General features: G+C 39.4%; 27 protein-coding genes and 2 pseudogenes. All 29 read left to right on the forward strand.

Annotated features, from left to right (window positions below; translation table 11 throughout):
• Positions 1-324: 324 nt before the first annotated feature.
• The 29 genes and pseudogenes from JCM15092_RS12075 (at position 325) to traM (ending at position 25,369) form a co-directional block, all read left to right on the forward strand.
• On the forward strand, positions 325-1,863 hold the full coding sequence (locus JCM15092_RS12075) for a helix-turn-helix domain-containing protein (RefSeq protein ID WP_024994889.1): 1,539 nt from the start codon (positions 325-327) through the stop codon (positions 1,861-1,863).
• An 88-nt stretch (positions 1,864-1,951) separates the two neighbouring features.
• Positions 1,952-3,076 carry a tyrosine-type recombinase/integrase gene (locus tag JCM15092_RS12080; protein WP_024994890.1) on the forward strand — a complete coding sequence of 375 codons (1,125 nt, stop codon included), beginning with the start codon at positions 1,952-1,954 and terminating at the stop codon, positions 3,074-3,076.
• 103 nt (positions 3,077-3,179) lie between these two features.
• The gene (locus JCM15092_RS12085; RefSeq protein ID WP_024994891.1) at positions 3,180-3,578 is read left to right on the forward strand and encodes a helix-turn-helix domain-containing protein; all 399 of its coding nucleotides are present in this window, start codon (positions 3,180-3,182) and stop codon (positions 3,576-3,578) included.
• Between the two features lie 240 nt (positions 3,579-3,818).
• A complete protein-coding gene (locus JCM15092_RS12090; RefSeq protein WP_024994892.1) occupies positions 3,819-4,520 on the forward strand; it encodes a hypothetical protein in 702 nt (233 codons plus the stop codon).
• Between the two features lie 262 nt (positions 4,521-4,782).
• Positions 4,783-5,472, forward strand: coding sequence for a hypothetical protein (locus tag JCM15092_RS12095; RefSeq protein WP_148296663.1), 690 nt, complete (start codon positions 4,783-4,785; stop codon positions 5,470-5,472).
• Positions 5,473-5,631: 159 nt separating this feature from the next.
• Positions 5,632-5,976 carry a helix-turn-helix domain-containing protein gene (locus JCM15092_RS12100; RefSeq protein WP_024994894.1) on the forward strand — a complete coding sequence of 115 codons (345 nt, stop codon included), beginning with the start codon at positions 5,632-5,634 and terminating at the stop codon, positions 5,974-5,976.
• Positions 5,966-6,115 (forward strand): hypothetical protein, encoded by a 150-nt coding sequence (locus tag JCM15092_RS17260; protein WP_159101403.1) that lies wholly within the window; start codon positions 5,966-5,968, stop codon positions 6,113-6,115. Before JCM15092_RS12100 ends, JCM15092_RS17260 begins: the two co-directional genes overlap by 11 nt.
• Complete coding sequence (locus JCM15092_RS12105; RefSeq protein WP_051532555.1) at positions 6,093-7,223, forward strand: AAA family ATPase; 1,131 nt, start codon at positions 6,093-6,095, stop codon at positions 7,221-7,223. The genes JCM15092_RS17260 and JCM15092_RS12105 overlap by 23 nt, the downstream gene beginning before the upstream one ends.
• Before the next feature lie 72 nt (positions 7,224-7,295).
• Positions 7,296-8,192: a toprim domain-containing protein gene (locus JCM15092_RS12110; protein WP_024994896.1), complete on the forward strand. Its 897-nt coding sequence runs from the start codon at positions 7,296-7,298 to the stop codon at positions 8,190-8,192.
• A complete protein-coding gene (locus tag JCM15092_RS16005) occupies positions 8,189-8,542 on the forward strand; it encodes a helix-turn-helix domain-containing protein (protein ID WP_024994897.1) in 354 nt (117 codons plus the stop codon). Before JCM15092_RS12110 ends, JCM15092_RS16005 begins: the two co-directional genes overlap by 4 nt.
• Positions 8,532-9,425, forward strand: coding sequence for a DUF8464 domain-containing protein (locus JCM15092_RS12120; protein WP_024994898.1), 894 nt, complete (start codon positions 8,532-8,534; stop codon positions 9,423-9,425). The genes JCM15092_RS16005 and JCM15092_RS12120 overlap by 11 nt, the downstream gene beginning before the upstream one ends.
• A 245-nt stretch (positions 9,426-9,670) precedes the next feature.
• Complete coding sequence (locus JCM15092_RS16675; protein WP_024994899.1) at positions 9,671-10,129, forward strand: hypothetical protein; 459 nt, start codon at positions 9,671-9,673, stop codon at positions 10,127-10,129.
• Complete coding sequence (locus JCM15092_RS12130; protein ID WP_024994900.1) at positions 10,119-10,454, forward strand: DUF4134 domain-containing protein; 336 nt, start codon at positions 10,119-10,121, stop codon at positions 10,452-10,454. The genes JCM15092_RS16675 and JCM15092_RS12130 overlap by 11 nt, the downstream gene beginning before the upstream one ends.
• A gap of 92 nt (positions 10,455-10,546) precedes the next feature.
• A complete protein-coding gene (locus JCM15092_RS12135) occupies positions 10,547-10,924 on the forward strand; it encodes a DUF4134 domain-containing protein (protein ID WP_024994901.1) in 378 nt (125 codons plus the stop codon).
• 51 nt (positions 10,925-10,975) lie between these two features.
• The gene (locus JCM15092_RS12140) at positions 10,976-11,266 is read left to right on the forward strand and encodes a DUF4133 domain-containing protein (RefSeq protein WP_024994902.1); all 291 of its coding nucleotides are present in this window, start codon (positions 10,976-10,978) and stop codon (positions 11,264-11,266) included.
• Positions 11,267-11,399: 133 nt separating this feature from the next.
• The gene (locus JCM15092_RS12145; protein WP_024994903.1) at positions 11,400-12,944 is read left to right on the forward strand and encodes a fimbrillin family protein; all 1,545 of its coding nucleotides are present in this window, start codon (positions 11,400-11,402) and stop codon (positions 12,942-12,944) included.
• A gap of 19 nt (positions 12,945-12,963) precedes the next feature.
• Positions 12,964-13,473, forward strand: coding sequence for a hypothetical protein (locus tag JCM15092_RS12150; protein WP_024994904.1), 510 nt, complete (start codon positions 12,964-12,966; stop codon positions 13,471-13,473).
• Positions 13,470-13,865 carry a hypothetical protein gene (locus JCM15092_RS12155; protein WP_024994905.1) on the forward strand — a complete coding sequence of 132 codons (396 nt, stop codon included), beginning with the start codon at positions 13,470-13,472 and terminating at the stop codon, positions 13,863-13,865. Before JCM15092_RS12150 ends, JCM15092_RS12155 begins: the two co-directional genes overlap by 4 nt.
• 25 nt (positions 13,866-13,890) lie before the next feature.
• Positions 13,891-16,587 carry a TraG/VirB4 family ATPase gene (locus JCM15092_RS12160; RefSeq protein ID WP_024994906.1) on the forward strand — a complete coding sequence of 899 codons (2,697 nt, stop codon included), beginning with the start codon at positions 13,891-13,893 and terminating at the stop codon, positions 16,585-16,587.
• Positions 16,588-16,658: 71 nt separating this feature from the next.
• A complete protein-coding gene (locus JCM15092_RS12165) occupies positions 16,659-19,274 on the forward strand; it encodes a coiled-coil domain-containing protein (RefSeq protein WP_024994907.1) in 2,616 nt (871 codons plus the stop codon).
• Entirely contained in the window at positions 19,267-19,998 is a 732-nt protein-coding gene (locus JCM15092_RS12170) for a hypothetical protein (protein ID WP_024994908.1), read from the forward strand. Before JCM15092_RS12165 ends, JCM15092_RS12170 begins: the two co-directional genes overlap by 8 nt.
• On the forward strand, positions 19,995-20,723 hold the full coding sequence (locus tag JCM15092_RS12175) for a DUF5045 domain-containing protein (protein WP_024994909.1): 729 nt from the start codon (positions 19,995-19,997) through the stop codon (positions 20,721-20,723). The genes JCM15092_RS12170 and JCM15092_RS12175 overlap by 4 nt, the downstream gene beginning before the upstream one ends.
• A 39-nt stretch (positions 20,724-20,762) precedes the next feature.
• Positions 20,763-21,395: a BRO-N domain-containing protein gene (locus tag JCM15092_RS16680; protein ID WP_024994910.1), complete on the forward strand. Its 633-nt coding sequence runs from the start codon at positions 20,763-20,765 to the stop codon at positions 21,393-21,395.
• Positions 21,287-21,604, forward strand: coding sequence for a phage antirepressor KilAC domain-containing protein (locus JCM15092_RS17645; protein WP_235782351.1), 318 nt, complete (start codon positions 21,287-21,289; stop codon positions 21,602-21,604). The genes JCM15092_RS16680 and JCM15092_RS17645 overlap by 109 nt, the downstream gene beginning before the upstream one ends.
• 11 nt (positions 21,605-21,615) lie before the next feature.
• The gene (locus tag JCM15092_RS12190; protein ID WP_024994911.1) at positions 21,616-21,936 is read left to right on the forward strand and encodes a hypothetical protein; all 321 of its coding nucleotides are present in this window, start codon (positions 21,616-21,618) and stop codon (positions 21,934-21,936) included.
• A gap of 9 nt (positions 21,937-21,945) precedes the next feature.
• Positions 21,946-23,075, forward strand: a pseudogene (locus JCM15092_RS16025) (hypothetical protein).
• A 19-nt stretch (positions 23,076-23,094) separates the two neighbouring features.
• Positions 23,095-23,709 carry a conjugative transposon protein TraK gene (gene traK / locus JCM15092_RS12200; RefSeq protein ID WP_024994912.1) on the forward strand — a complete coding sequence of 205 codons (615 nt, stop codon included), beginning with the start codon at positions 23,095-23,097 and terminating at the stop codon, positions 23,707-23,709.
• 3 nt (positions 23,710-23,712) lie between these two features.
• Positions 23,713-24,066: pseudogene (locus JCM15092_RS12205) on the forward strand (hypothetical protein); the annotation flags it as partial.
• A gap of 70 nt (positions 24,067-24,136) precedes the next feature.
• Complete coding sequence (traM, locus tag JCM15092_RS12210; protein WP_024994914.1) at positions 24,137-25,369, forward strand: conjugative transposon protein TraM; 1,233 nt, start codon at positions 24,137-24,139, stop codon at positions 25,367-25,369.
• Positions 25,370-25,402 lie beyond the last annotated feature (33 nt).

Here is a 25,402-nt window from a genome sequence, read left to right on the forward strand (position 1 = left end):
GTATTGGCAAGTAACTCATATCCAACAACTTAAAACATTTTAAAATAACTGCGAATAACCTGCTCATAATGAGTGGGTTATTTTTTTAACACTTCATAATTGGTATTTGTTGGAACAAAAGTTTCAGCTTATTTTTGGCCCAAGTTTCATTCCTCTCGCTCAAATACGAGCAACAGCTAAGAGAAAATTGTGATAGAAGGAACAAGTGAGACGCTGTGAGAATCACAACTCTGCGCCATTTGTAATTCACGGCACAAGCGTGAGACGCTGTGAGACGCTATGAGACGCTATGAGACAAAAGTGTAGACTTAAACAGATACCTCGATGGAAATAATAAAGCACTGTAAATGCTGCGGAAATCAGTTCATTGCGCACCGAATGGCAACGCTGTACTGTTCCAAAGCGTGCAACGCAAAGGCAACAAGGGTACGTAAGAAGAAAAGTATTCAGCAAGAATATCAAGAGCTCCAAAATGACTTGGAGTCGTCAACTGAGTATTCTATCCCTAATGCGGAATATCTTAGCCCAATTCAAGCAGCAAAACTGCTTGGAGTGAGTCGTGCTACCATATATAGGTATGCACTCGCTGGAGTTATAAAAGCAGTGCAATTTAAGGGGCTTACTATCATCCGAAAATCCGACATTGAGAAGACCTTTGATAATGCGTCTGAGTATAAAAAAAGGATCGCATTCAGTAAGAAAAAGGAAGATAGTGAGTACTATACAATCCGAGACATCAGTGAAAAGTATCATATAGGGAAAAAAGCTATATTGTCTCGTTGCGAACGATGCAGCATTCCCAAGGTTTATGATGGCAGAAACGTTTTCTTCAAAAAAGTATATGTCGATGCTCATTTTGCCGAGTTGATAGAAGAAATTGACTTGGCCAACTATTATACGACCGAGCAACTAATGGAGAAACTATGCATGTCAAAACAGAATGTGCTGACCTTTGTTTATCGAAATAAGATTCCAAGAATAACTCGTGGCCGTTTAGTCTACTATTCAAAAGTCCATATTGACAATTATAAACGCAGAGGTAATGATATCGATACAAACTGGTACACTTATGATGAAATAATAGAAAAGTATGGTTTGTCTGTGGATCAAATCAGCTATCAAATCCGTCAAGAGAAAATAAAGACAGAAAAGCGCGGTAAGTTCACTATGATTTTCAGATCGGAGTTTGATGAACAAATAATAAAAGGAAAGTTTGGCGACATTGAGCGAGACGAGAAGACTGGTAAATTCAATTTTGCCAATAATTCTCATCCAAAAGTGGTAATAAAGAATAAGACTGGTAATGTTGAAGCTCCTGAAACTCCTGATGGCTATTTTTCGACAGAGGAAATAAGCAAGAAGTACTCTATCAATATCAGGCATGTTCAAAAACTGACGAGAGAGGCAAGAATACCCAAAATATCACTGAAAGGATTCAACTTCTTTGAGATACCAAGTGTATTGGCTTTGTTCGGATCCTCACAAATTAATGATGGTGTCAAAGAATGGATTACTCCAGAGGAAATGGAAAAGCAATATAAAATGACCCCCGTAGCCCGCCGTTCATTTACCCATCGTCATAAAATTCCGACCAAGGCTGAATTTGGCAAAATATTCTACTCAAAGGAACATATAGACAAAGTCAAACATCTGGTCTTTAATGGCAAAGAAAATTACTACTCTGTTCAAGAAGTCATGGACAAGTATGAATTGACCAAGGACATGGTATTCTACTACTCTAATAAAAAGAAAGTTACCAAAGTAAAGTGCGGGCAACAAGTCTATCTTCTAAAGACAGAAATAGATGAATATATGGCTGAAAGAGCTCAAAACAGCGAATTACTGCCAATTACTGACGATTAACCAGGAATGATAAAAGTGAATGGTAGGTCAGCATAGGAGCATTTAAGACTTTTGCACCAGAAAACAATAATTCAAAAACAAATATAAAATGCAGCAATGTAAGACAGTTACACTAAGAAGTCGAGCCAGGCGCAATGGCACGCATTCTCTGTTTCTGGAATTCTATCCGGGCTACAGAGACCCCAAAACGATGGAACTTATACGTCGTCGTTCATTAGGTATATACATCTATTCAGAGCCTAAAACACCCAGAGAAAAGGAGTATAACGCTTTAATGATTGAGAAAGCAGAAGCAATCAGATGCAATGTCTATTCTGAGATAATCAATGAGAAATATGATTTCTTTAGTAATAACAAGAATAAGGAGAGTTTCTTGGATTATTTTGAAGAAGTAAGCAGAACCAAGCACAACAAATGGTTGTCTTCCCTCAAGCACTTCAGTGCATTCTGCCATGGCGAATGTTCCTTTGAAGAGTTAGACGTTGAGTTCTGCCGTAAATTCATGGATTATCTGATGAAAGCGAAAAGTCTCTCAACGGGAAAACCGCTAAATAGAAATTCTGCTGCCGACTATTGGATCATTTTCAGAAATATTCTCAATCTGGCTTATCGTGAGAGACGAATCAAAGAAAAGATTGTGGACTACCTTGATTATATCAAGTGGGTTCCAACTGTAAAGGAAAGCTTAACACTTGAAGAATTAAGAAGCCTTTATAATACGCCCTGTTCTATTGAGGTCATGAAGAAAGCTGTAATTTTTTCATGTTTGACAGGACTTCGCCGAAGCGATATTATCAACTTAACATGGGAGAATGTCCGCAAATATGCGGATGGTGGTCGGTATTTGGATTTCATTTGTCAGAAGACCAAGGTACAAACTGTTGTTCCAATCAGTAATGAAGCCTATGAACTGATTCAACCAGAGACAGACAAACCTGTTTTTGCTGGATTCACAAAAGAAATGAGCAATAATGAAATGAGGAGATGGCTAAAGGATTCGGGTATAAAAAAACACATCACATTTCATTGTTTTCGGCACACCTACGCCTCATTGCAAATGGAATTAGGTACTGACATCTATACCGTTCAGCATTTGTTGGCACACAAGAACGTCTCCACTACCCAGATTTATGTAGCGCATGCTTCGCCCAAAACGAGAGAAGCTGCCAACAAAATTAAGTTGAAGGAAGAAGATACAAATGAAAATGAATAATGACCCTAATTACTGATGCTTACGGTTCACTTACTAGAGTAATCGAAGGTCAGCATTGAATCATAGCTGACCTTTGCACCAGTAATTCAAAAATATTATAAGTATGACAACAGAAGAAATAACATTTAATGACTTGCCCAAAGTAGTAGCACAATTATTGGATAAGATTTCAGGATTGGAGCTTAGTTTCAACAGACTGTATGAAGACATCAAGAAGAATCCATCTCGTGCTTCAGAACACATTCCTATGAATATTGATGAAGCCTGTGAATTTCTAAAGATGAAGAAAGGGACAATGTATTATCACCTACAGAACCGCTCGATTCCAGCCACGAAGAAAGGTAAAAGCTATATCTTTTTTAAAGATGAGCTGATTAAGTGGGCAGAATCCGGACGAACAACTGAAGTACCATTGACACCCGAAGAAATGAACGCAGCATTATCTAAACGTGCCGGAAAGAATACACCGACTGATAGAAGTAAGCTATTACGCAAGAAGTAATGTTAACAAGTGTTTAGTAGTAATTTCTATTTGTGTCTATCACGTTACCGACAATGGAAAACAAGAGCCAAACATGTGAAAAAACAATCAGATAAAAGAAATAAAAACAACAGCAAAATATCACTTTTGGCGTTTTGTAAAGATAGTTAAGATATTGTGTATCAGTCAGTCTAACTATTACTAATTAAGAGTTTTCTCTCTAACTTTGCAGTCGAAAATAAATAATAATTCAAAGTATTTATGACTAATAAGTTTAGAGAGAAATTCTTTTATACCATCCTTACAAACATTGTAAGTGTGTTTGTAATTCTCATCCTGCCTCTATTCTTTGGAGACAATCATATTATTCAATGGTATTATCAGAAAACAAGTATTCTGTTCACATCATACAGAAACGAATGTACGCTCATCGTTCTTATGATTGGAGTTATTCTCTGTCTCTATACCATCAGGAATCATAAGAGAAAAGAAGCAGTGGCTGAGAAAGTTATTCATGAAGCTTTCAATTATCAAGAGATATTGAAGACCAAGGAAAAAGAACGAGAAGAAATCATTCAAGAAACAAAAAAAGCCATTGGAGATTATCTGAGAATAAGTCTTTGCCCCTACATTCAAGAGAACGAAATGGAAAAATTGATTCAAAACATAGATAAGTGGGACAATACCAAAGGCTATATATTGCTTCCTGTTATTACCGATGGAAGACTATCTACATTAGATTTGAGACACATGATATGGAATGTAGGCAAACGACTTGGATGGAATGGAAACAAGTGTGCCACATTCATAAAAGTGTGCTTCCCTATAGAACTTAAAGACCTAGAAATAGAGACAATCCGCCGAAATCTTCGTCAAAGAGGTAATTGTATTATTGACATCGATATACCAGAATGTGGAGATTACAAATTCCATATAAATCATACAAGAAAGTCAAAATTATAAAATTTCTATGTAACAGTGTAGATTGGTTGCATAGTTAAGCATTATCTTTGCGAATTATTTACTGTAAGCCTATTAGCGACATAGCTAATTTGAAACCCAGTAACAGCCCATCTTGAAATCCCCCAAAGACTCCATCTTGGGTTTTTTTATGTGAAATTATTAACAAAAAGAAAAGTTATGAACCGAAACTACAATCGATCCGGTCTCTCTCTTTTTGTTCACAATCAGTAGCAAACAAGAGAAGAACACAAAGAGACCTCTAGTGAAAAATGAAATGTATGCGCTCCTTGAGGAAGCCTACAAAGTGTATCAACAAGAGGTATTGCAAGAAGGCAAACTCCACCGTCGTTTTGCCAATGATTTCGCCAATCTACATTCCTACATTGAGATTGAAAGCGAAGCAGAAGCTCAATTACACATCAAAAAAATCACTGCTATTTATGAACTGTTGACAGAGCGTATGGATTTGGTGAAAGAGTACTTTACCAAAGATCAATTCACGCAGGAAGACTGTGAACTAATGCTTCATAGATTCAACACACAAGAACCTGAAAATTCTCCTTCCACATCCAAGCCACAAGTATTGGGTTACTTCACCGATCAACAAATAGAACTCATTACAGACTTTGCCAATAAGCAAGATCTATTTAAAAAGAAAGTAAGCCAAGAAGAATTTAAAGCCCTATTTGCTGGTACTTTGGAAACACCTCTAATCGCCAATCATAATGGTTTGGTAGCCTGTTTTTTGAATTATCTGAGAGACGAACAATATTTGGTGTATCCTTGGCAGAAAGTGATTGCCGACAAACAAATGATTTGTTCTAAATCTACTGGTAAATCACTTACTCGTGAGAATCTGAAAAATGCACTATCCTCCTTCAAAAGTTCACATGGAGTTAAATATCTCCCCTTTGAAGAATTCATCAAACAACTGAAAGTAAAAGAAGAATAGACAAACAAGCGAAAACAAAAAAGCATACTTCTCATCATACATCTTAAGAGGTATGGTTGCTTGTTATCTGCACTCGAAACAACGACTGTAACTTTGTCGCCGAATCGATTCAGAATTGGTGGTACAAACACCTAGTGTCAAATAAAATAAGGATCAAAAATGGAGAAGCAAAGAATAAATCAAAAGATACTCTGCAAGAGAATGGATGAATTAGAAATGGCTATTAGTGAGTTGAACCCACTTGAAGCCAGCGAAATCAATAAACGTCTCTTGAAGATTGAGAATATGTTGTATGCAGCCAAAGATACGCTTACTTCTCAAGAGGCTGCCAACTATATCGGCATTTCTCTTTCGCAACTATATAAGCTCACCTGTAAATCTAAGATTCCATATTACAAGCCGCAAGGAAAGATGGTGTACTTTGCCAAGAAAGAGTTAGATGAATGGATGCGCCAAGACCACTGTCCTGTAATAACTCAGAATATCCAATCCAATGAAGTATAACAAAAAGAGTAAAGACTATATGCTGACGGATGACCAACTACAGGAGTTGCTCGAAAAATCAACCATTCATGTCTCAACAAACAGCAAGACGACTCAAAAACATTCAAAACAAAAAGATGGCAAGGAGAAAAACAAATAATAAACCTGATAATCTGGTGGTGCAGAACAACATCCAAGAAATGCAGATGCTTTTCAATAGCGATTTTTCCGATGCGCAGTTGGAACATTTCTTGAATAAAGGGATGATAAAAGTCTCTGAGAAATTAGAGAAACCGCCACAGATTCTTTGGGTTGGAGATTGCACCATTGCCACCTTTGGTAACTTCAGTGCTTCGACCGGTAAAGCCAAAAGTAAAAAGACATTCAACGTATCGGCTATGGTTGCAGCTGCACTAATAAATGGCACGGTACTGAATTATCGAGCCTGCTTGCCATCGGGAAAGCGAAAGATTTTCTACTTCGATACCGAGCAAAGCCGTTACCATTGTAGGAATGTCCATGAACGGATCCTTAAACTGGCAGGACTGCCAACCAACACAGATACCGAGAATATCACTTTTATTGGTCTGAGAGAATACACTCCCAGTCTTCGTATAAGCCTAATTGATTATGCACTCAGAAAAAGCGAAGGATACGGGTTGGTTATCATCGATGGATTGAGAGATTTGATGTACGACATCAACAATGCCAAGGAAGCAACCGACGTGATGACAATGTTAATGTCCTGGACAAGCAGTTACGATTTGCATATCCATTGCGTACTCCACCTCAATAAGAATGACAGCAATACTCGTGGGCATATTGGAACAGAGTTAGAAAACAAGGCTGAAACGGTATTGATTGTCAGTAAGGACAAGCAGAACACTGATATCAGTGAAGTTCGTCCGATGCACATGCGAGACAAAGAGTTCTATCCATTTGCCTTTCACATCGATAGCAATGCACTTCCTGTTTTGGAAGAAGGCTATCATGTTACGGTGTGTAAACCAAAGGATATGCCCCTCACGTCATTGCCTGAGAATGTTCACAAAGAAGTTTTGGATGAGCTATTCAGTCAACGTACTCCTGAAAAATACGTAGATATGGTAAAAGCCCTAAATGAGTTCTATGCCCAAAAAGGCTATAAAAAAGGGACTAATGCCACGAAAGAATTACTAAAGCTTCTATCAGAGAAATCCATTATTACAAAAGATGACGCAGGCTATCATTACAACCCTGAGATTATCAAAAATGAAACAAGTAAATAACGAGTTTAAGGTTTAAGTTTAATCGGGTATATATATAGTAAACTATACCTATCGCTCAAAAAATATAGCATTATGACTATAGATAAAATAAAAGATATCAGTCTGGTGGAATACCTCACCGATTTGGGTTATCAATCCCACAAGAAGATTGGAAGCAACTATTGGTTCCTATCACCTCTGCATAAAGAAGAAAATCCATCGTTCAAAGTAAACAGCAGTACCAATCTTTGGTATGACTTTGCTTTGGCACGTGGCGGTAACATCATTAACTTGGTTCAACTGCTAAATCCTGATATGACCATGCACCAAGTTCTCGTTGCATTATCTAACTATAGTGAGACAAACCAAAGTCCACAACAAAGTTATCAGCCTTTTACGCATCAAAACATATCCCATAAAGATGATACAAAGATTGATTGCGTAAAGCCAATCAGCAACTGCTATCTTCTCGCTTACATCTATAGCAGAAATATAAATGTAATGGTAGCCTTGAAATATTGTCAAGAGGTTCACTACACCTTGACCAGTGGTAAGAGCTATTACGGAATTGCTTTTCTCAATATGTGTGGTGGCATGGAAGTTCGAAACAAATATGTCAAACGCTGTATCGGCGGTAAAGATATTTCGCTTATCCTACAGACCAACGGTCAACAAACCATGGAGTGTTGTGTTTTTGAAGGCTTCTTTGATTTTTTAGCCTACGAGACCGCTCGGTTGCAACACGATGAGCTGTTGACAATGCCACTCCCAATGGATTGCATCATTCTGAATTCCGTTTCAAATGTCATGAAAGCCCTGGAAGTATTGAATGGTTACGACATCATCCATTGCTATCTGGATAATGATGCAGCAGGTCGTAAAGCTACCGAAAAACTCAAAGTTGCACTCAATCGAGAGGTTCGTGACCAGTCTCTTCGCTATTTTGAATACAACGATGTAAATGACTACTTATCAAAACACAGCAAATGAATCAAATAGAAATAGAAAAAACGCTGAATGAACTCAAGATTGAACTTCAGCAAATCAAGGAGAGAATCAAGCTGATGGAGTATAAATTCTTTCTCAAAAAACACTACTTGACTATAAAGGAAGTAAGTGATTATACAGGTTATACCGAATCAACCATCTATCATCTTACAGCCAGGAAAAAGATACGTTATCACAAGCCCAATGGTAAAACCATACTCATCAAACGTAAAGATTTGGAAAAATGGATTGAATCCCATCCTATAGAAATTTTGGATGAGCTCCGTACAGAATCCTTTCCTATAAATAAGCCATCAAACTCTAATCAAAATAATATTTCAGATGAATATTGAACAAGCAAAGCGTATCAAGCTAGAGAAATTCCTAATGAAGTTAGGAATGGAACCCGTAAAAACTAATGGCAACCGCCTTTGGTATCACTCCCCCTTCCGCAAAGAAGAAGTACCCTCATTTATCGTAGATGTAAATAATAATATTTGGTTTGACCAAGGTACAGATAAAGGTGGAAATATAATTGAATTGGCCAAGCAACTGTATCAGACAGACATCATGCCATTCCTTTTGGACAAGATAGACGAGGTCGCACCGGCTGTGCCACCAACTAAATTCGATATACTCTCTCTTACTGGACTGGAAGAATCTGTCAAGTTTGTAACCATTAAAGAATTGAAAAGTATCAAGGATATAGCCTACTTTACCTCAAGAAACATAGATATCGCCATTGCCGACAAGTATTGCAAGCAGATTAGCTTTCGCTTCAATGATAGAGACTGTCAGGCTGTTGCTTTTCCCAACATACATGGAGGTTATGAACTGAGAAGTAATATCTATAGTGGACACATGCTACCATTAGCTATCTCAATTGTTCGTATGAATCCAAATGTGATTACCTCTTCGTGCTGTATATTCACCGACTTCATCGATTTTCTTTCTTATAAAACCCTTTTGGCACATGGGGAAACAGAGATTCTTGTCGAGAAGTTTGCCGACACATATATTCTAAACTCGCCATCGTTAATAAGCAAGGCATTACCCAACCTTAATGCTTACTCCCATATCTATTGTTATCTCAATAATGATAAAACAGGCAGAGCCATTACTGAAACAATTCAAGGTGCATTTGCTGACAGACACGTCGTTGATGCATCAGAAAGATATGCCGATTTCCAAAACGTCAGTACCTATCTCCAGAAAAAGTCGTGGCGAAAGAAGTAAATTCATACTCGGCACACTCACCATTATTTTATTAAAACCCTAATAATAAAGCTCTTCATCATCGAAGGGCTTTTTTTTATGCCTTAATCCCATCTCTTTGAGTATGAAAACAGAGTGTGATTTTATCTATTTACTGAAATGCAGTTAAAAGAACGGTTCAAAAGGTAGCTATGTTTCTTTATACGCAAAAACAGCTATTCCTTTGCAGCAGATTTTTAATAACACAAACACGAAAACAAAGAAATATGAGCGTATTTGGAGTATTTGCCACAGTGCTAACCATCATCTATGTAATCTATTATGCCTGGATGATTGGACGAGATTTGTATGGTAAGAAAGACCAGCAAACCTCCAAACAAGAAACTTTTGAATTTACTACCGAGGAAACAGAGGAAATGATTACAGAAGTCAGAGAGAAAGGTGACGGATTCAGTTTCTCTTCCGACCCTGATGAAAAGGAAACCGAAATTGAAGCTGAAGCTGAAAACCACAACGAGACAATCGAATCTCAAGAAGAAGCGGACGAAAATATTAATGCTCCAACGCAAGCCGACCACGCCATCATCACTTTGTACAAAGAAGGTATGGAAGAAATCAAACCTGAACATTCAAAAGAATTTGAGAGCAGCGAATTTATAACTGCACTCATGAATATTGATACTGTACCAGGCAACCTGCTAAAGACAACAAGGAATGAATTATAAACCAAGTCTTCGATTACTGACCATCGGATTTGCATTGACAGCCGTCCAAAGACTATCAGCCAAGTGCGGAAATGTAGATTACAGTTGGGGTGCAGATGGGTTGGCGCAGGCACACGACTATGTTGTGACCATGATGCTCTACACGCTCTACCTTATTTATGCGGTGTCAGCAATCGTCTCCATCTACTCCGTCATGCAAATCTATATTAAGATGAATGTCGGTGAAGAAGGTGTAACCAAAGATATCATGACACTCATAGGTGCCTGCCTGTTTATGATTGGCGCATCCATCGTTTTTCCAGCCTTCTTTGGCTATCAAATATAAACGCGCAACAAAAACGCAACAAACGAGAACCTAATTAGATAAAAAAACTCAACTGGCCAGACGAGTATATACACAAACCAAAAAAGTTAAGAATGATCCAGAAAATCAAAAACAAATTTATGAGCATGGGAAAGTCTCTTTGCTCTTCTCAGAGAATGAAAACAATGGCCTTGATGTTGGCCGTAGGTACAACAGCAGCTTTCGCCCAGAATGCAGCAGGTGATTACTCTGCTGGTACTACCGCATTGGGTACAGTGACAACAGAAATCGCTAAATACATTCCGTATGTAGTGAAACTTTGTTATGCAATTGCCGGTATCGTGGCGGTTGTGGGCGCAATCTCAGTTTATATAAAAATGAACAATGAAGAGCAGGATGTCAAGAAATCAATCATGATGATTGTTGGTGCTTGTATCTTCTTGGTGGCTGCTGCTCAGGCACTTCCATTGTTCTTCGGCGTAGGCGCATAAAGTTAACAGGAATAAATTATCCTGAGTATTCATTTAAACACATGAACAACGATGACCGAAGAGCAATATCAAGATTATCCTATTTTCAAGGGTTTACAAAAACCTCTTGAATTTATGGGCGTGCAGGGTCGCTACATCTATTGGGCAGCCGGTGCTATTGGTGGAGCTATTGTCGGTTTCATCTTAGCCTACTGCTTAATTGGATTCGTGGCTGGATTGATAGCACTGGTAGTCTCATTGGGAACCGGGGCAGCCTTCATATTTATGAAACAGAAAAAAGGTCTGCATTCCAAGAAAGAAGACAACGGTGTTTTCATCTATGCCCACTCCAAGAAGGTATAACGTAACTAACAACACAAACACAAAATGAACACAAAGATTCAATTAAACACAAATGTCTAACCCGATGGGCTTCCTACAGGAAAACTTACCTTGTGTAGTTCTTCTGTAGGCAGCCTATCTTTATTTATTCGCTATGACCCATATTTACGTATTCCTTATAATCCTGACATTTTTAGGCAGTTGCAGTGGCTCTGAGAATAAACAGCTCGGAATGCAGGCACAGAATACAGCCACTCATACAAGAGCTCATTGGGAGCAGGCTAAAAAGCCTTTCGTTATCAGCTTTGAAGATGACAAAAACTTCAATGAGCCACTATCATTGGGTGTATATGCTCAGTTGAACGATGCAACTCAAGAAGAGTGTACAGCATTAAGTGGTGTAGTCTTTATCAAAAAAGGGCGTGAGTACGGTTGTGCAGACAGAAACGCTTCGACAACAGACTCTACGGCTTTGGTTTATGCTTGTTTTCCCTACCATAAAGGATTAAAAGTACAGGATACTCTACAGATGAAAGCTCCATTTGAAGATCAACTCTTTGCAACTGAAAGCGAACGAAACTTTACGAACGCAACAAACGTAAAGATGAAGATGCAAAGTTCGATGGCCAAGCTTCGTATTAAAATGGAAAGTGATGATGTACGTGATATACTTAACAGTCTGCAAATATCTGGAGACGAAATCTATACCGAAGGAATGTATAAACCTTATAAAGGATTATGGATTTCAAAAGTTATGAATGGTGGTATAAAAGCCAATAGTCATGATATTCTCTTGAACAATGGCCGTAATTATGATTTCTACCTGATTCCAACGGATGTGAAAGGTGTAGTTAACTTCTTTGCTAAAATCAATGAACGCAATTATGCGGTGAAAGCCACATTGCCTCCATTAGCTGCTGGAAGTTTAACGCAGCTCATTCTAAGAAAAGGGAAAGAGGGTCTGACAATAACAAGTAGTTGGGTGGAAAGCAAACGCCTCTTATTGGAGCCACAACCTATAAATGCGGTAGATACGGTGAAAGTCGGTTACTACTTGCAAAAAGAAGGATATATCAGTAAAAGACCCGATAGCAATTCCATCGCACTGATAATTGATACCGACGGTAAGCATGGAAAAGCCATAGCTTTACAAGATGCCATGGGAAGTTATTGTTTCAGCAAAAAGCCTATAACAAGTAAGATGATGTATCCAACCATAGATGGCAAGCGAAAAGAAGGTGTATTGAATCCAAGTAAAGAAGATGGCATTGAAGAAGAGAACACTATTATCTACAAACCCAAGATGCCATATTCTGAAGGATGTGCCTTGGGTTATCAGCAAGGGGAAGTGCTGACCTATAAACTCCTCACTATTTCCAGTTCAATTATCGATATCATTACTCAGGCACAGACAGGAATAACCTTGCCGAGAAAGAGCATGTTGGAAGAGACACTGAAACAACCAGGAAGCTATGTACCATCGTTGGCCGAAATGGCCAAGTTCTACTATAGCCTCCATCCATTCAAAGGCAAACCTTTAATGGCCTTGGGGCTTAAAGATCCAAAAGGTGAATACCTCACCTCTACCGAGCAGTCGAATACATCATTTTACATGATAGACTTTGACCATGGCATCATTGCAGGAGGATTATCCAAACAATATGCCAAGCTTCAATTGAGATTATTTTATTTATTCTAAAACTCACAAACACAAATACATGAATTTAGTATTAGCAGAAACAATACACGATAAAAATGGCTCAAGACGACGTATTACAACGTTACCGGATTCTTTCGATATGGCAATTACATTTGACCAGGATGGTACATGTAAGCTGAATTTTCTGAATCTCGATGGCTCACTCATTATGTCTACTGCTATTGAAACGGACAAGGACATGAAAGAAATTGTACGTCACACAGATAAGAAATCGTTGAAAAGAATTGCCAAGAATCTATTGGCATCCATCAACTATGACATCCTCTACTTCATTGCCACCGGCAGCTATGAAGATGATGATTTGGATGAACTTCCCAATCAGAGCATTTTCGCCGATGGAAATAAGACAATGAATTTGAACTACATCAAATCAGAATGGCAAACCGATTTTGATATCGAGTGCATTTCCAATATCAGTGTATTCAGAGAGGTGATGCAGAACTCATACATGGGGAAGCCCTCGACTGAAGCAACCCAGTCAAATAATCCAAACAAGAAAAAGTCATGAAACCATTTATCGTCAGCATTAAAATTCCAGGAAAGAGTAAGGCGCATGTAGCCCTTCTTCCAGTATCATTCCGCCTTGTAGCCCATTCACCAGCCAATTCAGATAAAGTCTGTGTTAGCTTTAATGATAAAAGCGGAACTCTTATCTATATCACTCTTTATCCTGAGACAAAAGATTGTAAAGAGTATCTGAAAATCATGTCCGACGACCAGCGAAAGTCGGTTGCTCAACAATTCTGTGATATGATTCGTGATGAAATCTTCGTTTTCTTCGCTTCCAATAAGGATTGTAATGGTGAGTATAAAGAATCAACCAATCTTATGCTTGATGATTGGAGAAGTTATTGGGAGGATTCCCTTGACACCATCATCTTGGATGCGATGTCAGATTGAGATATAAGTTTAAAATATAAAATCAATGACCCTATACGTAATATTATTCTTTTTCGCCCTTCTCGGAGGCATGGCTCTTTCTGTAGCCGCCTTCGGAACGGGTGGCAAACGCAAGAAAATCTTTCAGGATATCTATTTCTCCGTGGAAGATACTAACGGTGTGGGCATAATCTATACCAAAACAGGAGAATACTCAGCAGTGTTGAAACTAACCAATCCGGTTCAAAAGTATTCAGCCAATATTGACAGCTATTATGAGTTTACCCATCTGTTCTCCGCTTTAGTACAGACTTTGGGTGAAGGCTATGCCATCCATAAACAGGATATTTTTACCAGAAAGCAGTTTGAAGCCGATGATGATAGCCCAAAGGAGTTCTTGTCAGAATCCTACTTCCGCTACTTTACAGGTCGTACCTATACGGATAGCGAATGCTACTTAGTCATCACACAGGAAGCTAAGAAAAGCAGACTGTTCTCTTACGATCCAAAGAAGTGGAGAAATTTCTTGGTCAAGATTCGTAAGGTACAAGACCAATTGCGAGATGGTGGCGTTAAAGCCGAGTTCTTGAATAAGAAGCAGACCAATGAATATGTTGACCGCTACTTCGCCATGAACTTTACCGACAAGACTATCTCCATGAGCAATTTCAAGGTTGATGATGAGTGTGTCGAGATGGGCGACAAACGCTGTAAAGTATATAGCTTGGTCGATGTGGATTACGCCAACCTACCGGGTATGGTGCGCCCTTTCTCCAATATCGAGGTGAATAACACTTCCATGCCTGTTGATTTGCTTTCTCATATTGATAGCATTCCCGGAGCAGAAACAGTCATCTACAATCAGATGATATTCATGCCCAATCAAAAGCGTGAGTTATCCCTGTTGGATAAGAAGAAAAACCGCCATTCAAGCATTCCAAATCCATCTAATGAAATGGCAGTGGAAGACATCAAACGAGTACAGGAAATCATCGCCAGAGAAAGCAAACAGCTTGTCTATACCCATTACAACTTGGTCGTATGCACAAACATTGATACGGATATTCAGAAATGTACTAATCATCTTGAAAATCAGTTTGGTCGTATGGGCATCCATATCAGCAAACGTGCCTATAACCAGTTAGAATTGTTCGTGAATTCATTCCCTGGCAACTGCTATGGAATGAGTGAAGATTACGATCGATTCCTAACGTTGAGTGACGCAGCCACTTGTCTTCTCTATAAGGAGAATATCCAGCATAGTGAAGATACACCATTGAAAATTTGCTACACAGACCGTCAAGGTGTACCCGTGGCGATTGATATTACTGGTAAAGAAGGACGTAACAAGCTGACAGACAATAGTAATTTTTTCTGTTTAGGGCCAAGCGGAAGCGGTAAGTCCTTCCACATGAACAGCGTAGTACGACAACTTTGGGAGCAGAATACCGATGTAGTAATGGTCGATACGGGTAACTCTTATGAAGGACTTTGTGAGTATGTTGGTGGTAAGTATATCAGCTATACTGAAGAGAAACCAATTACAATGAACCCTTTCCGTATCAAGCGAGAAGAGCTCAATGTGGAGAAGACAGGATTTTTGAAGAATCTGATACTGCTCATTTGGAAAGGTTCTCAGGCAACCATCAGCAAGACCGAAGACCGGTTGATAGATCAAGTCATCACCGAATACTACGATGTCTATTTCAATGGATTTGATGGATTCACGCCACCACAACGAGAGGATTTACGACAAAGTCTTTTGGTGGATGATAGAAACAACAATCGCAATCATCAAGAAACGGATGAACAACAAGAGCAACGTATCGACAAAGAGATTGATTCAATAGAGTCAAGACGCAAGGAACTCAAAGTAGAAACCCTTTCGTTCAATACATTCTATGAATACTCGGTGCAACGTATTCCTGATATCTGCCATGAGAACAATTTGACTGGTGTAGATATCTCTACATACCGCTACATGATGAAAGACTTCTATAGAGGTGGTAATCATGACAAGACTCTGAATGAAGACATGGATGGTTCACTGTTCGATGAAACTTTCATTGTATTTGAGATTGATGCTATCAAAGATGATCCATTGCTTTTCCCGATTGTAACGCTCATTATCATGGATGTGTTCCTACAGAAAATGCGTATCAAGAAGAACCGAAAAGTATTGGTTATCGAGGAAGCGTGGAAAGCGATAGCTAGTCCGCTGATGGCTGAGTATATCAAGTATCTCTACAAGACAGCTCGTAAGTTTTGGGCATCCGTGGGCGTGGTAACTCAAGAGATTCAAGACATCATCGGAAGTCCTGTTGTCAAGGAAGCCATCATCAACAATTCAGATGTGGTCATGCTCCTTGACCAAAGCAAGTTTAAGGAACGCTTCGATAATATCAAGGCTATCCTTGGTTTGACCGATGTAGATTGCAAGAAAATCTTCACCATCAATCGCCTGGAGAATAAGTCTGGAAGAAGTTTCTTTCGAGAAGTCTTCATACGTCGAGGAACCACCAGTGGCGTATTTGGTGTAGAAGAACCAAGAGAATGTTATATGACCTATACTACCGAAAGAGCCGAAAAAGAAGCCTTGAAACTCTACAAGAAAGAACTCCATTGTACACACCAGCAAGCTATCGAAGCCTACTGCAAAGACTGGAATCTTTCAGGCATTGATAAGTCCTTAGCATTCGCACAAAAGGTGAATAATGAAGGTAAAGTGCTGAATCTTACCTAAAGTAGTAATATAGTAATAACGTATAATAGCATATTAGTTGTATAGTAGTAACACAAAAACGTAAACTAGCAATGCATAGATTCCTACTCATAGTGGTCCTATTATTGGTTGGCATACAGCGTATGTCAGCCCAATACTATCGTATCAACTACGATACCAAAACCATTGCTGCCATGTCTGGTGCGTATGGAACGGAAGCTGCTGCAGAATCCTATTACAACAATCAGGTACAGGACATCTTGAAGCATTACGAAACAGCAAGTGCTGCAGTTGCAGGAATCTATTCATCCAAGTACATGGATAGAAAAGCCCTCACCACTTTAGGTTTGTGGGCATCTGCCGAAGAAAACTATTACTATCGCAGAATCTATAATATGGTATCGGCGAAAATCATGCCGAAGATTTGGACTGTTTCGGGATTGATGTTGAAGAAACCTGCCAATGCGATGTATTGGGGAAGTTATCTGATGAAGACTTGTAATGACACCAAAAATCTATGTATGCAGTTTGAATCGGTCGTAACCAACAGCCGTCTTTCTTTCAAGGATATTGTATTTCTGGAATTAACTCCGGAGGTGCGAGCAATATTTGATTTAACTAATGCAGGTATGGATTGGAAAGGTTTCATTGACAATCTAAGCAATGTGAGTGGAAACTTCACCAAGGAAAATCTTGCCAGTGATATTGACCAACTCTATAATACAGGTGTAAGCCTGATTAGTTCAGGAGCAGGAAATGCGGAAGGCTCAATTATCGGTAACAACTCTTTTAATGGTAATGTGACTAGCAAGGCTACGGCAATCTTCAATATCGCAAAAAATTCCTATGGAATGTTCAATAATCTGGAGAATAATCTTGGAGGAACACTCATAGGACTTATGGGTGGACAGGCTGATGTGAATCAGCTATTCAATGTAGCCAATTACAATATGACTTCTTGGCTGACTGATTATGATCAAGAGTCTTTGGGCAGATACTACACCCAACGTTGGTATATCTACCGACGTGATGCAGGTTCTGTCATTCTATGTGATTACGAACCACCTACAGGAAAAGACGATATTATCAATGGACCACATTGGACACGTTTCGATACAAAAGATGCCAATTTCTATCCTAATTCAACTCAGACGGAACAGATACTTCGTAATTCTGAGAATTATGCAGGATGGTCAAGAAGCAAAGTTGCGCAGTTGAACAACTCAAAAGATGGTTTCAATTACGACATGGATTACTGGAGAAGTTCCTATATCATTACAACCAATGGCAAACAGAGTAAGAAAGCCTATGCCTATTCAATCACTGTTACCAAAAGTTGGAATACTGTAGAGGAATCCTATGAAGAGTACTTCGATTCGTATTCGATGGACTTGAACACATTCAGAGCTCAAATGAATGTAAAGTTGGCTGAGCTGAATGACAATGAAGATGGTTACACCTATTACATTGGAACAGATGCAAAGAACTACTACCAAGCCTCTGATGCCTCCAAGTTGAAAGGATGTGAGAATGTAATCATCTCTGTAACCTGTACCGATGGCGTATCGTTGGGTGAAGGTACTACTCAATATAAATGTCGCACCTGTGGTGGCTCATTGAATGCCCATACCAAGGAATGTGTAATGCAAACCACTCTTACAGGAAATGATCAACTGGATACTTCTGAATTGGATGAAATGGAATCGGATGCCAAGAAGCACGCTACTCTACTCCAGTCTCAGATAGATGCTTTGGAGAAAGAAAATGCCTCTATCATAAAGCAGATAGCATCTTCTACCATAGAACAAGCTGCTACATTAAGACAGAAATATAATGCCAATAAAGCAAAGATTAATGAGCTTCAAGCTGAATTGGATATCTGGAATAAGAAGCTTGAAGAAATCGCTCAGGCTAAAGCTGAAGCGAATCAAGATAATGCCGTTCAGACTGACGAATATTACAGAATCCCAGCAATCATGCAGGACTGTAAAAATGCCTATAACCTGACTTGGCAAGAGGATGGTTGGTGGGAAGGTTATACCTACTGCAGAAAAGCAACAATGCCAAACATAAAAGGTATTGTAACTTTTTCAGCGACAGTTTCAATCGCGCGAAAACCAAAGTATTTCTTAGGTATCAAGATTCATCGAGCTATCATTCAGATTTCGTGGCAACTGACCTCTGAATATACAGACACCGAGGTGGTCGATATCCTTGAATTGAATCCTGATGATGATGAACGAAAGAAAGTGCAGCTAGTCAACAACCGAGTTTCTGAAATAGCTCGTCAATACCCGAACTGTAAAGTAAGTACAGAGTACATCAAATCAGAACCTGCTGATACCGATAACACCGAAGATACCTATCATTTGCTGTGGTCTTCTGACCGTTTGGAAGTAGCACGTGAGATAGATAGCCGATTAACTCAAATCTATGCTGACTTGGTGAGCCTTGAAAAGATGATGTACTATCGCTTGAATATTACCGATGTGTGGAATCGTATAGGTCCAAGAATCAATGATGAACAAGGAAGGCATCAAACGATTTTGGAGGAAAGTCTCGAAAGGTGGATGAATAATGCCACAGAAGCTGCAAAATCAGGTAACAGTAATAGGTCCAAACAAGAAGGAAGAAAGCCTGTCGGTCAAATGACAGAACCAGATCCATCACCGACAATCAAATCAGAGGAGGAACCAGAACATGAATAGACTATTCGGATTAGTATTAACTGCACTTCTATCCCTACCATCCTTTGTCTGGGCACAAAGTGATCCTGCGGCATTGGAAGCATATATCAATGACCATAAGCAGGTAAGAAGCCTATTGTTGGCTCGTTCTACTTTGGAAATGAGTAATCAACTATTACACGACTATAGTAAAACGGCTGCCGTAGAATACAAAGATTTGAATGTAGAACTGGACAAATATACCAGAGCGTTCGATGTGATTGATGTACTCTATCAATCTCTTCGTACCTCGATGAATATGTATGATACCTACAACAATGTCTCTGATAGAATCAGTGACTACAAAAACTTGTTGGAGGATTACAATGAGGAAATCATAAAGAGAGGGAAAATCAGAATGATAGATACGCTGATTATCAGTGTAAACAAGAGAATGTTGGAGCGAGTATATGGAGAAGGGAAACAGCTCTACAAATCTGTTTCTGATTTGGTTTTGTATGCAACAGGTGTAGCAGCCTGTTCTACCAATGACCTAATGTTGACTATGGCATCCATCAACATGTCGCTTGACAACATTGAGCTCACTTTGAATAGAGCCTACTTCGAGACATGGAAATTTATCCACCTCCGCATGAGGTACTGGAAAGAAGCTACCAATATAAACAGGTCAAAACTTGAGATTACCAATGATGCTTTGGATCGTTGGAAAAGATCAAGTCACGACGCATTGATAAAGAAAAAATGAAGAAACTATATGGACTTATCGGACTTAGCTGTATTGCTCTGACTTCTCAGGCTCAGAGCGTAAGTTACAGCCATGATGCATCAAAGATGAACCAGGTTACAGTAATGGAGATCGGTTCTGGCACACTGACACCAGACTATTACTATTGGCTGCTACATAACAGCTATAAGAAAACAGCCAGTGAAAAGAACAAACTGGGATATAGAACGCTCTCTGGTTTGAATGTTTACAACCAAGTAGAGATGGCAGAATCTCTTGACTCAGCAATGGTAAAACGAGCCAAAATTGAAGCATTGAATATAGCAGACCGTCAAGGAGGGGCATTAGACATTGCTTGGAAAGTGGAAGGTGAAAAACTTACCAACAAGCTAAATGACTACAAGAAAAACATTGATCGCATTTTGGGTGCAGGTGGTTCTCCTGATAATCAGGAACGGTGGAAAGACTATTATAATATATATATGTGCGCCATCAAGGCCACACAGGATGCTTACATGCCAAATGCACAACGCAAAAAAGAGTACCTGCGTATCTATGCAGATATATGCAGGCAAAATGAGACATTGGTAAAGTACGTCGTCAGACTGTACAATAACAACCAAACTAGCGAACTACTATCTGGTACATATAATAAACCTAATAGAGTTGCAGCCATTGCCGCTTCTGCTTTGAATCGCTGGAGAGAAGCCGGTTGGAATACAAGCGTAAATGGCGGCAGAGAATAATGAATGGAAAAATATTAATCACAAAATAATTACACAAACATGAAAGAAACAAATCAATTTCAGATTTTCAATAGCCCCGAGTTTGGAAAAGTGAGAATCATTGTAGGTAATGATGGAGAGCCGAAGTTTAGTTTATCAGACATTTGTAAAATACTAGGTTTAGTGTCAACAAAGACTGCGCAACGTTTAGGAGATGATGTGCTTAGTAAGCACCCCATCGTAGATAGGCTTGGAAGACAGCAAATTGCGAGTTTTATTAACGAAGACGGCTTGTATGATATTATATTGGATAGTCGCAAGCCAGGAGCAAAGAAATTCCGCAAGTGGGTAACATCAGAAGTCTTGCCATCAATTCGTAAGAATGGTGCCTACTTGACTGAGAAAACAATCGAGCGTGCATTGAATGAACCAGACTTCCTGATTGAGTTGGCAACCAACCTCAAAAAGGAAAAACAAGCTCGTGAGTTTGCCGAGGAACGTAACGAAGTCAGAAGGATATTATCGAGGGGCAGAAAAAAACCATTCGTGTATTGGAAGTTCGTCAGTCGTTCGTTGATTACATCATGTCCACTCCGTCAGGCGTTTGTATCACTCAAATTGCAAAAGAATACGGCACAACGGCAGTACAACTCAACAAGTTTCTTCACGAGAAAAAGATTCAGTATTGCGTAAACGGTCAGTGGCTACCCTATGCAGGCTATCAGGATAAGGGATACATGAAAAGCGTTCATGTAAGATTGGAGAATAACACCTCTCGTGAGCACTCTCAGTGGACACAGAAAGGTCGTCTCTTCCTCTATGAATTCCTAAAGAAGTACGGTATTATTCCTGTGATGGAAAAGGAAAACAGAGTTCGTGAACTGAATTTCGATAACTATTAAAAGTAAAAGTTATGGATGAACAAAAACTACAAGTAGTGAACCATCCTCTCTTTAGTGAAATTCAAGTTTCCCAAGGAGAGAATGGAAACACTCTCTACAGAGCTGCAACAGTTGCAGAATGTATTGGCATTTCTGATTATAAATCGTATGTAGGAAAAACCATCAAATCCTATTCCATTAAAATACCGAAGGTAAATGGATTGGGTTATACCACGAAGATGCCTATCAAATTTGTAGATGAAGATGGTATTCGTTCTATGCTTCTGATTATATGCGAACAGAAGATCCATCGTGCGATGAAGAACTATAAGACACAATTGACTAAACTTTAAAACAAATGTATGGCTGACAATATCCTAAGCGATTTCGGTATCAATATCCTTGAAGAAGAGATAGATGATGTCATTTTTCAAACGAATGAATTCCTCTGCGATGCCACCTTTACAGGTCAACAAGGTCCTTTTTGGTGGATTCTCCAGATGTGTATGGCATTGGCTGCACTCTTCTCCTTGGTAGTTGCAGTTCAGTTAACTTACAAGATGATGGTCAAGCATGAGCCATTGGATGTGATGAAAATGCTCAAACCTTTGGCCGTAGCGTCATCATGTGTTGGTGGTATCCTCCTGCTGATACAGGCATTACCAATAGTAATAGTAGTTGGTGCTTCTTGGACTTCTTATCCTATATTCCCAACTGTATCGGTAGTTATACGCATGATCTCTACGAAGCAGAAGCCACTCAGATTAGTGATAAGTTCACCGAAGTCCAGGAGTTGATTCATACACGAGATACCATCTATAATGGGCTACAAGCAAAAGCTGATGTAGCCCACAAAGGTAGTCAAGATCCTAATTTAACAGAAGCCACGATGGAACAAGTTGGAGTACCTCATGTAACAAAGATGGAGGAAGAATCTAGTGAAATGTGGTTTACCTCATTAACCTCTGGTGCCATCATCTGTCTTGATAAAATAGTGATGACTTTAGCCTTGATTGTATATCGTATAGGCTGGTGGGCGACGATTTACGTACAACAGATACTCCTTGGAATGCTGACGATATTCGGACCAATTCAATGGGCGTTCAGCCTGTTACCCAAATGGGAAGGCGCATGGGCGAAATGGATAACACGTTATTTGACGGTGCATTTCTATGGTGCTATGCTCTACTTCGTGGGTTTCTATGTTTTATTGCTATTTGATATTGTCTTGAGTATTCAGGTCGAGAACCTTACAGCAATTACAGAATCCACAACATCCATGGTCGGATACCTCAAGAACTCATTCTTCTCGGCAGGTTATCTCATGGCCGCAAGTATAGTCGCATTGAAATGTCTAAACCTTGTTCCTGACTTAGCTTCATGGATGATTCCTGAAGGTGATACAGCATTCTCTACTCGAAACTTTGGTGAAGGTGTAGCTCAACAGGCAAAAACAACAGCTACTGGTGCAATCGGTAGCTTCATGAAATAACATTTTAAACGCAAAAACAATGGTAATAAAGAACCTTGAAAATAAGATAAGACTCGTCACAATCATCTGTGGCTTCTTTTTGTTGGGCTGTATCATCATCAGCGTATCATCTATCTGGACTGCCAAAACCATGGTGAATGATGCCCAACAAAAGATCTATGTTTTGGATAGCAATGTGCCTATCCTGGTACAAAGAACAACGATGGAAGAAACACTTGATGTGGAAGCTCGAAGTCATATTGAAATGTTCCATCATTTCTTCTTCACACTTGCACCAGATGACAAGTATATCAAATATACGATGAATAAAGCCATGTATCTCGTAGATGAAACAGGATTGGCTCAGTATAATACCTTGAAAGAAAAGGGATTTTACAACAACATCATGGGTACGAGTGCTGTATTCAGCATCTTCTGCGACAGCATTAATCTTGATGAGAAGAAAATGGAATTCACTTACTATGGTCGCCAACGTATCGAACGTAGAACAAACATTCTGACCCGTGAGCTGGTAACAGCAGGTAAGTTGAAACGTGTGCCAAGAACGGACAACAACCCTCATGGTCTCTTGATTGTGAACTGGAGAACGCTTCTCAATAAGGATATCGAACAGAAAACCAAAGCAAACTACTAATCTATGGGCTGGAAGAAATTGATATTCGGGGAAAAGATGCCTGATAAGGATGACCCTAAGTACAAAGACCGTTATGAAAAAGAGGTAGAAACCGGTAAGAAGTTTGCACGAATAACGAGAATCGACAAGGCGGCTGCCTCACTACAACGCTTTGCCAATGAACACAGAAACCTGTTTCTCGCCATCGTATTTGGCATGGTCATCTGCTGTTTCACTTTCAATATCTATCGTATCGCAATGGTTTGTAATGCTTCGAGCATGCAAGAACAAACCACAGCTACCCAAAGACAGGAAAAAGCCTTGGATAAGCTGCATGGTAAAGACCGTAAGATAAAGGAGTTGGAAATGAAATACGAGAAGCTTTTGAAAGAAAAGGCAGAACGAGAGAAAGTAACAAGTACAAACAACAAATCAAACACAAGTAACAATGAATCTCAAAAACATTAACTGGAAACAGCCGAAGTATGTGCTTCCCGCCATCATCTATCCGCTGTTGATGGGTTGTGGCTACTTTATCATAGACATCTTTGATACGAAATTAGCCGAAGCATCAACCAACATGCAGACGACCGAATATCTGAACCCGAATTTACCCAAGGCACAGATTACGAATGATGGCATCGGTGGCAAGTATGACAACATGCAGAAATCCTTTGGTAGAATCCAGGACTTCTCAGCCGTTGGGAATATAGAAAGAGATGATAACGAAAAGCAGACCGAAGAATATGACTCTAAATACACACAAGAAGACATCGCATTCCTGGACGCAGACGCAGCCCAAAGGACTGAGGAAATGGAAAACGCCAGCCTCATGCAAGAAAGATTGCGTCAAAGTGCCGAAAAAGGTAAAGGCCTGATGAATGACAGTTCAAGTATAAGCCTGAGTGAAGCTGATAGATTGGCCCGAAGTAAACAACGAGAACAGGAAGTGATGGATGAGCTGAATAAGGCATTGGCAGAAGCGCGACTGAAAGGAAGAAAAGGTCTGAATGAAGTTCCGGCAGAAACCAAAGACACCATTGCTACTGGCACTCAATTGAAAGGGAAAATAGAAATCACTCAGAAAGGTGTATCAGAATTGGATGATGATTCTAAATCACAAGCTGTAGTCAAGAAGGTGAAAACGACATCTGACTATTTCAATACGCTAGCCGAGAATGAAAAAGAACCTCATTTGATAAAAGCCATCATCGATGAGAATATCAAGGCGGTGGATGGATCCAGAGTTCGACTTCGCCTATTGGACGATGTGGAAATCAACGAAACCATCGTGAAGAAAGGATCCTATATCTATGCAATCATGAGTGGCTTTGGCAGTCAGCGAGTAAAAGGAAATATCAACAGCCTGATGGTTGGTGATGAATTGGTAAAGGTAAGCCTATCTGTATATGATACCGATGGTTTGGAAGGTTTATATGTCCCAAGCAGTTCTTTTAGAGAAACCAGTAAGGATGTTGCTTCCAGTGCCATGAACGGCAATATGTCCATGAACAACGGCAATCAAGGCAGTAGTTTTACCCAATGGGGAATGCAAGCAGTACAGAATGCCTATACCCGAACCAGTAATGCTATTAGCAAAGCCATCAAGAAAAACAGTGTCAAACTCAAATACGGTTCGTTTGTGTATCTCGTGAATGGTCGTGAGAAAAAAGATAAGTAACAATCAGTAAATCAAGAAAAATGAACATACGAA

Origin of the sequence: Phocaeicola paurosaccharolyticus JCM 15092 (assembly GCF_000613805.1) — a bacterium.
Taxonomy (GTDB): domain Bacteria; phylum Bacteroidota; class Bacteroidia; order Bacteroidales; family Bacteroidaceae; genus Phocaeicola; species Phocaeicola paurosaccharolyticus.

Coding starts and splice junctions, on each gene's coding strand:
- JCM15092_RS12075 (WP_024994889.1), top strand. CDS start 325: ATGGAAATAATAAAGCACTGTAAATGCTGCGGAAATCAGTTCATTGCG.
- JCM15092_RS12080 (WP_024994890.1), top strand. CDS start 1,952: ATGCAGCAATGTAAGACAGTTACACTAAGAAGTCGAGCCAGGCGCAAT.
- JCM15092_RS12085 (WP_024994891.1), top strand. CDS start 3,180: ATGACAACAGAAGAAATAACATTTAATGACTTGCCCAAAGTAGTAGCA.
- JCM15092_RS12090 (WP_024994892.1), top strand. CDS start 3,819: ATGACTAATAAGTTTAGAGAGAAATTCTTTTATACCATCCTTACAAAC.
- JCM15092_RS12100 (WP_024994894.1), top strand. CDS start 5,632: ATGGAGAAGCAAAGAATAAATCAAAAGATACTCTGCAAGAGAATGGAT.
- JCM15092_RS17260 (WP_159101403.1), top strand. CDS start 5,966: ATGAAGTATAACAAAAAGAGTAAAGACTATATGCTGACGGATGACCAA.
- JCM15092_RS12105 (WP_051532555.1), top strand. CDS start 6,093: ATGGCAAGGAGAAAAACAAATAATAAACCTGATAATCTGGTGGTGCAG.
- JCM15092_RS12110 (WP_024994896.1), top strand. CDS start 7,296: ATGACTATAGATAAAATAAAAGATATCAGTCTGGTGGAATACCTCACC.
- JCM15092_RS16005 (WP_024994897.1), top strand. CDS start 8,189: ATGAATCAAATAGAAATAGAAAAAACGCTGAATGAACTCAAGATTGAA.
- JCM15092_RS12120 (WP_024994898.1), top strand. CDS start 8,532: ATGAATATTGAACAAGCAAAGCGTATCAAGCTAGAGAAATTCCTAATG.
- JCM15092_RS16675 (WP_024994899.1), top strand. CDS start 9,671: ATGAGCGTATTTGGAGTATTTGCCACAGTGCTAACCATCATCTATGTA.
- JCM15092_RS12130 (WP_024994900.1), top strand. CDS start 10,119: ATGAATTATAAACCAAGTCTTCGATTACTGACCATCGGATTTGCATTG.
- JCM15092_RS12135 (WP_024994901.1), top strand. CDS start 10,547: ATGATCCAGAAAATCAAAAACAAATTTATGAGCATGGGAAAGTCTCTT.
- JCM15092_RS12140 (WP_024994902.1), top strand. CDS start 10,976: ATGACCGAAGAGCAATATCAAGATTATCCTATTTTCAAGGGTTTACAA.
- JCM15092_RS12145 (WP_024994903.1), top strand. CDS start 11,400: ATGACCCATATTTACGTATTCCTTATAATCCTGACATTTTTAGGCAGT.
- JCM15092_RS12150 (WP_024994904.1), top strand. CDS start 12,964: ATGAATTTAGTATTAGCAGAAACAATACACGATAAAAATGGCTCAAGA.
- JCM15092_RS12155 (WP_024994905.1), top strand. CDS start 13,470: ATGAAACCATTTATCGTCAGCATTAAAATTCCAGGAAAGAGTAAGGCG.
- JCM15092_RS12160 (WP_024994906.1), top strand. CDS start 13,891: ATGACCCTATACGTAATATTATTCTTTTTCGCCCTTCTCGGAGGCATG.
- JCM15092_RS12165 (WP_024994907.1), top strand. CDS start 16,659: ATGCATAGATTCCTACTCATAGTGGTCCTATTATTGGTTGGCATACAG.
- JCM15092_RS12170 (WP_024994908.1), top strand. CDS start 19,267: ATGAATAGACTATTCGGATTAGTATTAACTGCACTTCTATCCCTACCA.
- JCM15092_RS12175 (WP_024994909.1), top strand. CDS start 19,995: ATGAAGAAACTATATGGACTTATCGGACTTAGCTGTATTGCTCTGACT.
- JCM15092_RS16680 (WP_024994910.1), top strand. CDS start 20,763: ATGAAAGAAACAAATCAATTTCAGATTTTCAATAGCCCCGAGTTTGGA.
- JCM15092_RS17645 (WP_235782351.1), top strand. CDS start 21,287: ATGTCCACTCCGTCAGGCGTTTGTATCACTCAAATTGCAAAAGAATAC.
- JCM15092_RS12190 (WP_024994911.1), top strand. CDS start 21,616: ATGGATGAACAAAAACTACAAGTAGTGAACCATCCTCTCTTTAGTGAA.
- traK (WP_024994912.1), top strand. CDS start 23,095: ATGGTAATAAAGAACCTTGAAAATAAGATAAGACTCGTCACAATCATC.
- traM (WP_024994914.1), top strand. CDS start 24,137: ATGAATCTCAAAAACATTAACTGGAAACAGCCGAAGTATGTGCTTCCC.